Origin of the sequence: Gramella jeungdoensis, from assembly GCF_023805255.1 — a bacterium.
Classification (GTDB): Bacteria; Bacteroidota; Bacteroidia; order Flavobacteriales; family Flavobacteriaceae; genus Christiangramia; species Christiangramia jeungdoensis.
This window is the reverse complement of record NZ_JAMSCK010000001.1, coordinates 69,533-81,747: the sequence shown is the minus strand read 5'-3', so window position 1 is coordinate 81,747 and position 12,215 is coordinate 69,533. Positions and strand designations below refer to the sequence as shown.

The 12,215-nt window shown below is 39.4% G+C and carries 7 protein-coding genes; 5 read left to right on the top strand and 2 right to left on the bottom strand.

Features of this window, described 5'->3' with window-relative positions; all coding sequences use genetic code 11:
• Positions 1 to 2: 2 nt before the first annotated feature.
• Positions 3 to 479 carry a 30S ribosomal protein S7 gene (gene rpsG / locus NE848_RS00315; protein ID WP_252110233.1) on the bottom strand — a complete coding sequence of 159 codons (477 nt, stop codon included), beginning with the start codon at positions 477 to 479 and terminating at the stop codon, positions 3 to 5.
• A gap of 23 nt (positions 480 to 502) precedes the next feature.
• Entirely contained in the window at positions 503 to 877 is a 375-nt protein-coding gene (gene rpsL, locus NE848_RS00310; protein ID WP_010230128.1) for a 30S ribosomal protein S12, read from the bottom strand.
• Positions 878 to 1,242: 365 nt separating this feature from the next.
• Here rpsL and NE848_RS00305 point away from each other — a divergent pair, with 365 nt between their 5' ends.
• The 5 genes from NE848_RS00305 to NE848_RS00285 all read left to right on the top strand — a co-directional run bounded on the left by NE848_RS00305 (position 1,243) and on the right by NE848_RS00285 (position 12,158).
• Positions 1,243 to 4,506 (top strand): SusC/RagA family TonB-linked outer membrane protein, encoded by a 3,264-nt coding sequence (locus tag NE848_RS00305; RefSeq protein WP_252110232.1) that lies wholly within the window; start codon positions 1,243 to 1,245, stop codon positions 4,504 to 4,506.
• 18 nt (positions 4,507 to 4,524) lie between these two features.
• Positions 4,525 to 6,054, top strand: coding sequence for a SusD/RagB family nutrient-binding outer membrane lipoprotein (locus NE848_RS00300; protein WP_252110231.1), 1,530 nt, complete (start codon positions 4,525 to 4,527; stop codon positions 6,052 to 6,054).
• 245 nt (positions 6,055 to 6,299) lie between these two features.
• Entirely contained in the window at positions 6,300 to 9,515 is a 3,216-nt protein-coding gene (locus NE848_RS00295) for a SusC/RagA family TonB-linked outer membrane protein (protein WP_252110230.1), read from the top strand.
• A 17-nt stretch (positions 9,516 to 9,532) separates the two neighbouring features.
• Positions 9,533 to 11,203 carry a SusD/RagB family nutrient-binding outer membrane lipoprotein gene (locus NE848_RS00290; protein ID WP_252110229.1) on the top strand — a complete coding sequence of 557 codons (1,671 nt, stop codon included), beginning with the start codon at positions 9,533 to 9,535 and terminating at the stop codon, positions 11,201 to 11,203.
• Positions 11,204 to 11,222: 19 nt separating this feature from the next.
• Positions 11,223 to 12,158 carry a hypothetical protein gene (locus tag NE848_RS00285; RefSeq protein ID WP_252110228.1) on the top strand — a complete coding sequence of 312 codons (936 nt, stop codon included), beginning with the start codon at positions 11,223 to 11,225 and terminating at the stop codon, positions 12,156 to 12,158.
• Positions 12,159 to 12,215 lie beyond the last annotated feature (57 nt).

The window sequence follows — 12,215 nt, the reverse complement described above, 5'->3', positions numbered from 1 at the left end:
TTTTAGAATCTAAAGTGAGAGAATGCTTTGTTAGCTTCAGCCATCTTATGAGTATCTACACGTTTCTTAACCGCAGCACCTTCTTCTTTGGCAGCAGCAAGAATTTCAGCAGCAAGTTTCGCAGCCATAGACTTCTCGTTTCTTTTTCTAGAAAAACTAATAAGCCATTTCATAGCAGTAGACACCTTACGGTCTGGTCTTATCTGCATAGGGATTTGAAATGTCGCACCCCCTACACGTCTACTTCTCACTTCTACGTGAGGCATAACGTTAGAAAGAGCATCTTTCCAGATCTCCAACCCAGATTTCTCTTCGTCTTGTTTCTTTTCTTCCACGATTGCAATAGCATCATAGAAAATTTTAAAGGCAACGGATTTTTTACCATCCCACATCATCATGTTCACAAAACGTGTAACAAGCTGATCGTTAAATTTTGGATCTGGTAAAAGAGGTCTTTTTTTCGCCTGTCTTTTTCTCATTTCTTTACATTAAAAGTTTTTAATTACTTCTTAGGGCGTTTTGCACCGTATTTAGATCTACGCTGAGTTCTACCTTCAACACCGGCAGTATCAAGCGCACCACGAACAATGTGGTATCTAACACCAGGCAAATCTTTCACCCTTCCACCTCTAACCAATACTATCGAGTGCTCCTGGAGGTTGTGTCCTTCTCCCGGAATGTAGGCGTTCACCTCTTTTCCGTTAGTTAACCTAACCCTTGCTACTTTACGCATAGCCGAGTTCGGTTTCTTAGGAGTGGTAGTGTACACACGTGTACAAACTCCTCTCCTTTGAGGGCACGAATCCAAAGCAGCCGATTTACTCTTCTTGGTTATTTTGGCTCTTCCTTTTCGTACTAATTGTGAAATTGTTGGCATAATTTCCTATACACTAATTATTAATAAAATTTACTCCCCTATTTTTAAGGGTCTGCAAAGGTAGAAATAAAAAAATATTATTCAAACATGAAAAACATTATTTTTTTCCAGCTAAAGATTTCACATATAATTATTAAGGTATAACACTTCCCCTCTTTATAGAAAAACCAAAAAGGCACACTTATTTGAAACCCCTAAAACCCTAAGTATTTCATTATCAAATGAAAACGAAAAACAGGGGTTATAGGCCAAAACAAATGTTAAGAAATCATTAAGGAGTCAGTCCAATTTTAAAAAACAAATACTTGTATAATTAACTTATTATTATCACTTTTGGCGCTGGCTAATTCAAACAAATTTTAAAAATGAAAACAAAGTTTAGTAGTATTTTAACGCTATTACTGGCGTTTGTTGTGCAAATATCCTTTGCTCAACAACAAACGATTACCGGTACGGTGACCGATGAAGACGGCTTACCGCTACCAGGTGTAAATATCGTAATTAAAGGTACATCTACAGGTGTACAAACAGATTTTGATGGAAACTATTCCATTGAAGCTGAACAAGGAGAGGTATTGGTTTTTTCTTTCGTAGGACTTGAAACAGCTGAATACCCCGTTGGCTCATCAAACACAATCGATGTGGTTTTAAAGGCCGATGCCGCTCAGCTTCAGGAAGTGGTTGTTACCGCACTGGGTATCAAAAGAGATGAGAAGAAACTTACCTACGCATCCCAAAATGTTAAGTCAGATGAGCTTAACATCACTCAGGACGCTAACATCAAAAATGCTATTGCCGGTAAAGTTGCTGGTGTGCAGTTTAATGGTCAGGTAGGATCGAAACTTGGAGCGTCTGGAGGCATTCGTCTTAGAGGAGCTATTTCACTTACCGCTGATAGTGACCCTCTTTACATTGTAGACAACGTACCAGTTGACGATCCAAACGTTATCGACATGGATAACGTAGAAAGTCTTAACGTACTTAAAGGACCTGCAGCAACAGCCCTTTATGGACAGAGAGCTGAATATGGTGCTATCGTAATTACTACCAAAGGTGGTGATGCCACTAAATTAGGAGTAGAAATTACCAGCTCCCTGACTTTTGATGAAGTAGCCAGAGTAATGGACTACCAAAACGAATATGGTCAAGGATATTCAGGAGAAGGATCCTGGGCAACATTTGACTTCGATGGCGGAGGTGTTGCCGGAGCGGCATACCCTTCTGAATGGCAGATATTTGACGGAGCCCGTTATAACACTGAGCCTTATGCTGATGAGAGCTGGGGTCCAAGATTTGACGGCGAATCTTATGTACCATGGTACGCATGGTTCCCTGACAGCCCTTACTTTGGTCAAACTGCTACATGGGAAGCTCAACCAGACAACGTTCGTGACTTCTACAACACAGGTGTGACTGCTAAAAATGGTTTCAACCTAACAGGAGGAGGAGAAAACTACAGAGGAAGACTTTCTTTTACCAACCTTAATCAGGAAGGTATCATCCCAGCCTCTAAACTTAACAAGAACTTCATCAGTGCGAAATTTGATATTGACGTAACTGAAAAACTAAATCTTGGAACTTCTATCAACTACACTACCGAGAAAATCCAGGGTGAATTTGCCGATGGATATGGAAACAACCTTTCAGGTTCTTTCAACTCATGGTTTGGTAGAGATGTTAGTACAGACAAACTAAGAGAGCTTCGAGGACTTTCAACTCCTCAGGGATATGCCACTACCTGGAACTGGTGGGGACCAGACTATTACGCTTATGGTGTAGCTACTGGCGCAAGAAACAACGGTTTCCAAATGCCAGTATTCTGGTTCAACCCATATTTCTGGACAGACAACTACCAGAATAATAATAGAGAAACTAATCTAATCGGGAACTTAAATGCTACCTATAACTTCAATGATAATTTAAATCTTGAGGTTAGAGCAGCAAGGAGACAAACAGAGTTCAGAAACGAAAACTTCATTCCATTTGATGTAGAATACTCAAGTGCTCATGACCTTTACGTTTCTTATGTAAACAGCTTCGGAAGAACAAAAAGTTCATTTAAAGAAGACAACTATACAGGTATCCTAAGATACAATAATGAGTATGGAAAATTTGATGTAGACGCTCTTGTTGGAGGTCAGATTAGAATTGAAAATTATGATAGATTGGGAGCAAGTATGAGCTCTACCAATTTCTCAAGTGGTGGTTTGATCATTCCTGATGTTTACACTTTTGCAAACTCGAGAGAGCAGGTTATTCCGGACTCATACCTTTGGGAAAAGCAGGTGAATAGCCTTTACGGAAACTTATCCTTAGGTTATGACGATATGCTATTCCTTGACGGATCACTTCGTAAGGATTATAGTTCATCCCTATTCCCAGATAACAACGGATATCTTTACCCATCTATTGGTACAAGTTTCATATTTAGTGAACTTACCAATAATGCATGGCTTTCTTTTGGTAAGATTCGTGCTAGCTGGGCACAGTTAGGTTCAGACGTTAGCGCTCTTGCCCTTAACCCTGTATATCCATTAAATGACTATACTTACAATGGTAACGCTTTGATGTACAACCAGTCAAGATTGGTTGACCCTAGCATCCAACCTGCACTTAACAGCTCCTTTGAAGTTGGTCTTGATGTAAGATTCTTCAATAACAGACTTAGGCTTAACGCAACTTATTATAACGAAGAGCGTAAAGATGATATCGTACCTGTAAGTTTATCTAATGGTACAGGTTACAGTTCATACCTTACTAACGCTGGTGTTACTACCAGAGATGGTATCGAGCTAGTATTAAATGTTGCGCCATTCAGATCAGAAGATTTCGCATGGGACATCACGTTTAACTTCGCTGACAACAATACAATTGTTGAAGAGCTACCAGGTGACCTTCAAAGTCTTCAGGCTCCAGGAGGAACTTCAGCATTTAGCTTCGTTTCTATGTATCACCAGTTAAATGGAGAATGGGGTCAGATTAGAGGTGCCGGAATCAGAAGAACTGATGACGGAACGCCAGTAGTTACCGAAGGTGGTCTTTTTGTAGTAGATCAAAACCAATTCTTTGGATCTATTCTTCCAGATTTCACCGGAGGTGTTCTTAACCAGATTCGTTACAAAGACTTCAGGTTAGCAGCTTCTATAGATTTCCAAAAAGGAGGTAAATTCTTCTCTCTTTCTGAGAACTGGGGATCTTATTCAGGTCTTACTGCAGAAACTGCCGGACTTAATGACAGAGGAAACCCTCAGAGGGATCCTGTTGAAGACGGTGGTGGTGTACACGTAGTAGGTGTTACCACTGATGGTGCTCCTGTTGACACATATGTAGACGCTTTAACTTATCACGGTCAGTATTACTCTAACCGTTTAGCAGAGCCATTCATCCATGATGCCAGCTATGTTAAATTAAGAGATATTAGCTTAAGCTATACTTTTGATGGTGATTTAGTAAACAATGTATTTGACAGCGCTACTCTAGGAGTAGTTGGTAGAAACCTATGGTTGATCTCTGTTGCTGATGATAACGTACACAGCTGGGATCCATCTGAGTTACCTAATGCTTATGGAGAAAATGGTGGTTTACCAAGTACCAGAAGTTATGGTGTTAACTTAAGGTTGAATTTCTAATCAGAAAAAATATTATAAATGAAAAAGTATAGTTTAATAGCAATTCTTTTCGCAGCGATAATTGGATTTACATCCTGCGAAAATAACGACTTCGGTGACACGAATAAGAATGTCAACGGAGCTCAGGATCCGAACCCTGCTGCACTTATGACAGGGGCGATGATGAGATATGCAACGCTAACTGGTAGAGATTATTTAACCAGACCTGCTTTATATGTTCAGTATCAGTCTCAAACTCAGTATACAGATGAGCAGAGATATAACGAATCACCAGCAAGCTGGAGTGGTTATTATGTGCAAACTCTTTCTAACCTAAGTCTTATCAAAGAGATTTACTCACAAGAAGGAGAATTAAGCCCAGCTCTTGTAGCACAGGGATCAGCTAACAACCAGATTGGTGTAGCTACTATTTATAGCACTGTAATCTGGAAAAGATTAACTGACACATTTGGACCAGTTCCTTTTGAAGCATATTTTACAGATGATTTAACTCCTGCATACTCAACTCAGGAAACCATTTACAAGACTTTAATTGAAGATCTTAAAATGGCTAGAGATATGATCGCTCCTGAAGAGAATCATCCAACAGGTGATATTATATATGGTGGAGATGTAACAAAATGGAGAAAATTTGCCAATTCTATGATTATGGCAATGAGTATTCAACTTTCTGAAGTTGCTCCTGGTTATGCTTCAGCTGAATTTGCTTCTGCTCTGAACAATGAATTTGGAGTAATTGAAGAAGTTGACGAAGAGGCTTGGTTTGACTACCAAAACACTCCAGGATTTGAAAACCCATGGACTGCTCTTCGTAAAGCAGATTATGCAAACTCTAAAACCATTACTGATGCATTAATGGGTAATTCAACCGATGATGATCTTTCTGATCCAGATGCATCTCACAACCCAACAAGCAACACTACCTATGATTCTAGATTAGAGATTTTCTCTAATGATGCTACTGCTGATGGTCTTGAATATGGTAGAGCGAGTAATCCAGATGGAGCTAGTGCAGTTAAACTTAACGAAACTTATATCTGGAGAGAGGAAGCTCCCCTACCAATCATGACTTCTGCCTACACCTACCTTAACAGAGCCGAAGCTGCCGAATTAGGATGGACATCAGAAGACGCAGGAGAAATGCTTGAAAAGGGTATTATCCAGTCTTACGAATCTATGACATTCTACTGGGGTATGGCCGATTATTTAAGCAACGACGAAACTGTTGACATCACTGACGATGCAGCAGCTTATGCGGCAGCGAGATTGGCTGATGCAGCCGATGCTGGAATGCTTCAGGTAATTGGTGAAGAAAAATGGGTAACATTATTCCCTAATGGATTTGACGCATGGAGCGAGTGGAGAAGGACCGGATTCCCAGCACTTCAGCCTGCTCCTGCTGCATTCAACGCGGGTACTATCCCTACTCGTTTAGTATATCCAAATAGTGAAGGTGGTCTAAACACTGAGAACTATCAGGAAGCAGTTAATCAATTATCTCCATCAACAGATAACAACACTTCCACTTTCTGGTGGGATGTTAATTAATGGGATACCATATTGATATTATAAAAGCCACCCAAATGGGTGGCTTTTTTTTTATTCTATATTTACCCTAAGACTTTTCTTAAAACAATTTCCTCCATAAGCCAACATCGAAGGAATATAAATTCCATACCCAACACCCGTTTCTGATAAAATATCCTTACATAAAGACGTTTTTTAACATTATTTTTATTGACGGTTAACATTTTTTTGGCAAATTTGGGACGACTAATTCAAATAAACTTAACATGAAACGAAAATTACCCAGCATTTTTACGCTATTTTTTGTTTTCATTGTGCAAGTAATCTTTGCACAACAGCAAACAATAACGGGAACGGTAACAGATGAGTCCGGTTTACCTCTCCCAGGTGTAAATATTGTTATTAAAGGGACTTCAACGGGTGTTCAAACCGATTTTGACGGGAATTACACTATTGAGGCCAACCAAGGAGATGTTTTAGTATATTCTTTTGTAGGCCTCCAAACAACCGAGTTTACGGTTGGAGACAACGATAGAATCGATGTCACTATGTCTCCTGACTCAGCACAGTTAGAAGAAGTAATTGTAACTGCCCAGGGAATTAAGAGAGAACAAAAAGCCTTGGGGTATGCAGTAAGTAAAGTGGATGCAGAACAGATTAACCAAAAGACTGAAGGAGACATTGGTAGGATTCTTCAGGGTAAAGCTGCGGGTGTTAACATTACGGCTACTAATGGTGTATCAGGTTCTGGTACTAATTTCATCATTCGTGGTTACTCGTCAATTTCAGGAAGTAACCAGCCTTTGTTCGTCGTAGATGGTGTACCATTCGATGGAGGAGCCAACGAGCAAACTGCATTCTTTGATGGGGTAACAGAATCCTCACGTTTCTTAGATCTGGACCCTAACAATATCGAAGACGTTCAGGTTTTAAAAGGTCTTAGTGCAACCGTACTTTACGGAGAAAGAGGACGTAATGGTGTGGTTTTAATCACGACCAAAAATTCTGCTGAAGGTGTTACCAATAAGAAAATGGAAATCAGTGTTTCTCAATCATTGTTTTTCTCTGAACCACACCTTCCCGATTATACTGAAGAATATGCGGGTGGATTTCACCAAAGTTTCGGATTCTTCTTTAGTAGTTGGGGTTCAAAATATGGCCAGGACATAAGCAACAACAGTTTATTTAGAGGTATCGCTGAAGATGGCACTACCTTAATTGCTCATCCATTTTCAAATATTTCAGATCAGAGTTTAGTACAAGGCTTTCCTGAATTAGTAGAATCAGATTACCGTCTTCAACCTTATAATAGTGTTGAAAAATTCTTTAGAACAGGTGTGGCTTCAACTACATCTTTGAATGTTTCCGGAGGAACAGATAATGCTAATTTCAATTTGAACTATGGTTATCTTGATGATAGAGGTTTTACCCCAGGAAACACTTTAAGAAGAAACAATTTTGGTTTAGGTGGTAACGCCAAACTGAGCAACAACTTCAGTGTAAATGGAACTATTAACTATTCTAATACAGATTATCAAACACCACCAATCGCGGCTTCTGCTGGTAGTGGTACTATTGGGGATGGTGCTTCTGTATTTGGTGATGTTATGTACACCCCTTCAAGTGTTGACTTAATGGGAATGCCATTCCAAACACCAGATGGAAGAAGTATTTATTATAGAGCTGGTAATGATATTCAAAACCCAAGGTGGACTGTAGCTAATTCAAAAACTACTCAAAACACCGAAAGGATCTTTGGTTCAGCAAATATCATGTATACCTTAAATGACAATCTTAACCTTTCTTATACTGCTGGTCTTGACACTTATACAGAGTTTAGCACTTATGGGCAGAATAAAGGTGGTGTAGATGGAGAAGTTCTAGGTATCTACAGAACCGTACAGTCAAAAAACAAAATATTCAACAACAATTTACAATTAATAGGAGATTACGAGCTTTCTTCAGATTTTGACTTCAATTTCGTAGTTGGAGGTACAACACGTAGAGACACCTTTGAAAGAGACGGTCTTGAAAGTGTTGAACAACTAGCCTTCGGAGTTCTTGAACATTACAACTTCGTTACCGCCTCTTCCGTAAATAGTTTTACTGGAAATAATATCGCATTCTTTTCCGAAGAAAACCAATTAGGGGTTTATGGAGATGCCACACTGGGTTACCAGAATTTTGCTTATCTGAACGTTGCCGCACGTAACGACTGGAGTTCAACTTTAGAAAAAGCTAACTATTCTTTATTCTATCCTGCGGCCAGTTTATCATTTATTCCAACTTCAGCTTTTGATGGCTTAAGATCTGACGCTATAAACTATTTAAAACTTAGAGTAGGTTATGGTTCTTCAGCTGGTTTCCCATCTCCTTATGGAACTAGGAATTCATTAGCATTAACGGCTAGAGCTTTCGTTGATGGAGATAATGTGGTTACAGGAAATTCTGTATCAAACAGACTTGGAAATCCAAACTTGAAACCAGAAACTGTTAGCGAATTTGAAGTAGGTATGGATTCCAGGTTATTTGACAATAGGCTTAATTTCAACGTAAGTGTATTCAAAAAAGAGTCTAAAGATCTTATTACCGATCAAAACCTTGATCCTGCAACAGGATTTACCGTGACCAGGATCAATGCTGGTAAGATGGAAAACCAGGGGATCGAAGTAGATTTAAATATGGCGTTAATAAGAACTGACGATATTAACTGGAATATTGGTGGTAACTTTTATGCGGATGAACCTATGGTAACAGAACTTCCGGAAGGAACAGAGCAAATTGCCTTAACTTCTTCTATTGGTGGCAGACCTGCCAACTATGCGGTTGAAGGTGAACCTTATGGAGTATTAAGAGGTTCGGCTATCGCAAGAGATGACAATGGCAACCGTATTGTAGGTAGTGATGGTTATTACCTGGAAGCAACAGGGCTTAAGATCTTAGGTGATCCTAATCCAGACTGGACCACAACAGGTAATACAAACTTCAGTTATAAAGGGATAAACTTCAGCGCCAGTGTACAATACCGTCACGGAGGAGATATTTTCTCTCAAACCGCCGGTGCTACTGAAGGTCGTGGAGTTGTAGAAGTTCCAGTAGACAGGGAAGATACTTTCGTACTTCCAGGAGTTTTGGCTGATGGTTCTCCGAACAATATACAGATCACTGCTACAGATCTTTATTTTAACAATAAAGGTTTCGGGCCTAATGAATTGCAGATTTATGATGGTTCGACCCTAAGGTTAGCTGAAGTGACTCTAGGTTACAGCTTCCCAAAGAGGTTATTGGAAAAGACCCCTTTTGGTAGTTTCGCTATTAACTTAACCGGAACTAATCTTTGGTATAGAGCATTCAATTTCCCTGAAGCGATCAATTTCGATACGAACACTCTTAGTACAGGTGTTGGTAATGGACAAGGTATAGATTATATAACCGGACCAAGTGCCAGAAGAATGGGATTCAGTGTTAAAGCCACCTTTTAATCAGAAAAAATTTGACTATGTATAAACACATTAAAAATTCAGTTATAAAGGTCTTCGCGATGGCCATTGTACTTTTAGGTGCAAATTCTTGCGAGACCACAGAATTGGAGATCCTGGAAAACCCTAATGCGCTGGCTCCAGGAAACGCCGATGTAGACTTTTACCTAAATAGCATGCAGGTAGATCTTGCTTCTTACTTTGAATCTATAACAGAGGAAGGTATGGAAGTCACCAGGATGTTACATATGTTCGGACCAATCTACTCGAATGCATATCAGGCAGATCAGTTTGACACGCCTTATTCTATTGCTTATGCAGATATAATTGCAGACGCGAGAGCCATAAGAGAACGGGCAGAAGAACAGGAATTATACACGCATCTTGGAATTTCCAAGATCATCGAAGCTTATGTGATGATTTCTCTCGTAGACTATTTTGGACCTGTTCCCTATACAGAAGCTATTGACGGTGTTAACTTCCAGAATCCAAATGTTACACCAGGAGCAGAGATATATACTGCAATGGAGGCCTTACTTGATGAAGCTATTGCTGATCTTGAAAAAGAAGAAGCTTTCCTTCCTACAGACGATCTTTATTATGATGGTGATGAGGATAACTGGATAGCATTCGCAAATACATTGAAATTGAAAATGTACGTTCAAACAAGACTGGTTGATAATAGCGTGACTTCAAAAATTAACGATATTGTAGCTAGTGGAAATTATATTGATGATTCAAGTAAAGACTTTGAATTCAGATATTCAACAACATTCTCAAATCCAGACAGTCGCCATCCAATATTTGGCAGAAATTTTGACGTGGCAGCTGATGTTACAGATTACATGTCTAACTCTTATATGTATTATATGGCATTCGAGAAATCTAACCGAGATCCTCGAACCAGATACTACTTCTATCGTCAAAGTCTGACAATGACAACAAATGAACAGGAAGCGGAATGTATTAATGAAGAAGCTCCTTCTCATTACAACCTCGACCTGTATCCATTCTGTTATGCAGCCAATTTCAATGGAACTCAGGATCCAACCGCTGGTTTCTGGGGTAGAGATCATGGTGATCCTGATGGAATCCCACCAGATGGAGGTAAAAGAACAACCTGGGGAGTTTATCCTGTAGGTGGTAAATTTGATGATAGTTCAGGAGAACCTATTCCAGGAAGATCAATAGGACTTATGGGAGCTGGGATTTCTCCAATAATGTTAGCTTCCTTTTCAGATTTCATGTTGGCTGAAGCCGCTTTAACCATGGGTGTTACAGGTGATGCTAAAACCTACCTTGAAAATGGAATGAGAAAATCTATTGAAAAAGTGATTGATTTTGGTGCTCCCGCAGCGAATGAAGCGCTTGTTCCATCAGATGATGATATCGATGCTTATGTAAACGAAGTGCTGGCAGATTATGATGCCGCCTCCAGCGAAGATGAAAAATTAAACATCATCGTTAAGCAATACTTTATTGCACTATTTGGTAACGGTGTAGAAGCATACAATACTTACAGAAGAACCTGTAAGCCAATGAACCTGCAACCTACCCTAATAACTCCAAATGATGGATTTATCAGATCATTCCTTTATCCTAATGAATTAGTAGAACAAAACATTAATGTAGACCAGAAAGCAGATCATACTCAGCCTGTGTTCTGGGATACTAGTTCTTGTTCTGAGTAATTCTAAAAAAAATAGAAAGATGAAAAAATTACAATATTTAATATTAGCATTTCTAACCATTTCACTGGTAGGATGCCAAGATGAAGATAAAATCGCTCTTCAGGTTGAAAATGTTGAAACGGGAGCATTTTTAAGAACCCTTGAACTTCAGTCTGGAGTTTATGATCTCTTTAATATAGGGACATCAGAATTCGCTGTGGTCCTGGAAGAAAGTGATGCATCCGATGGAGCTGAGCTTGAATCAATGGATGTATATGTTAGTTACAGTGATGCAGATGGTGATGATGATGTAAGCGAAGTATTAGTTAAGAACGTTCCCGCTTCTGAATTTACAGAAGGTGAATCCGGGCTTCCTAATTATACACTTATAGTAACTGCTCCAGAAGCTTTGAGTGCTTTGGGAGTAACCGAAGATGAATTAGCTCCAGGAGACCAGTTCCAGTTTAGATTGGCAGTTAATACAACTAACGGACAGACCTTTACGAATACAAATAGTGGTGGAAACCTTAGTGGACTATTCTTTAGGTCCCCTTTTCGTTATAATGTAACTGTAGGTTGTCCTTTACCGGAAGGAACATTTACCGGGGACTATAAGGTAACCCTTGTAGAAGGTTCTGCTGCTTTTGGTAGATTCATGGAAGATGGTGCTACTGTTAGCTTAACAGCTACTAGTCGAACCGTAAGATCTGCAAACTTTACTTATTTACCAGATATAGGTGGCTTTGGAGAATCACTTGATTTTGAATTTGTTTGTACTGATGTTGGAGTCATTAGAAACAATACCGGATTAGCCTGTACGGCTGGTGGAATAACCTGGGCACAGGGATCTGAGTCGCCTGCAGCTTTTGACATAGAGGACGATTCTTCTTTTACTTTAAGATTTACAGATTTTGTTGAAGATGGAGGCTGTGGAGTTTCCCCTTATCCAGTAGAACTATTGTTCGAAAAAATTTAATGTTAAATTAAATTAGCCAAAAAACTTCACAGATACACCTCCTTCGGGAGGTGTATT

Coding starts and splice junctions, on each gene's coding strand:
- rpsG (WP_252110233.1), bottom strand. CDS start 479: ATGAGAAAAAGACAGGCGAAAAAAAGACCTCTTTTACCAGATCCAAAA.
- rpsL (WP_010230128.1), bottom strand. CDS start 877: ATGCCAACAATTTCACAATTAGTACGAAAAGGAAGAGCCAAAATAACC.
- NE848_RS00305 (WP_252110232.1), top strand. CDS start 1,243: ATGAAAACAAAGTTTAGTAGTATTTTAACGCTATTACTGGCGTTTGTT.
- NE848_RS00300 (WP_252110231.1), top strand. CDS start 4,525: ATGAAAAAGTATAGTTTAATAGCAATTCTTTTCGCAGCGATAATTGGA.
- NE848_RS00295 (WP_252110230.1), top strand. CDS start 6,300: ATGAAACGAAAATTACCCAGCATTTTTACGCTATTTTTTGTTTTCATT.
- NE848_RS00290 (WP_252110229.1), top strand. CDS start 9,533: ATGTATAAACACATTAAAAATTCAGTTATAAAGGTCTTCGCGATGGCC.
- NE848_RS00285 (WP_252110228.1), top strand. CDS start 11,223: ATGAAAAAATTACAATATTTAATATTAGCATTTCTAACCATTTCACTG.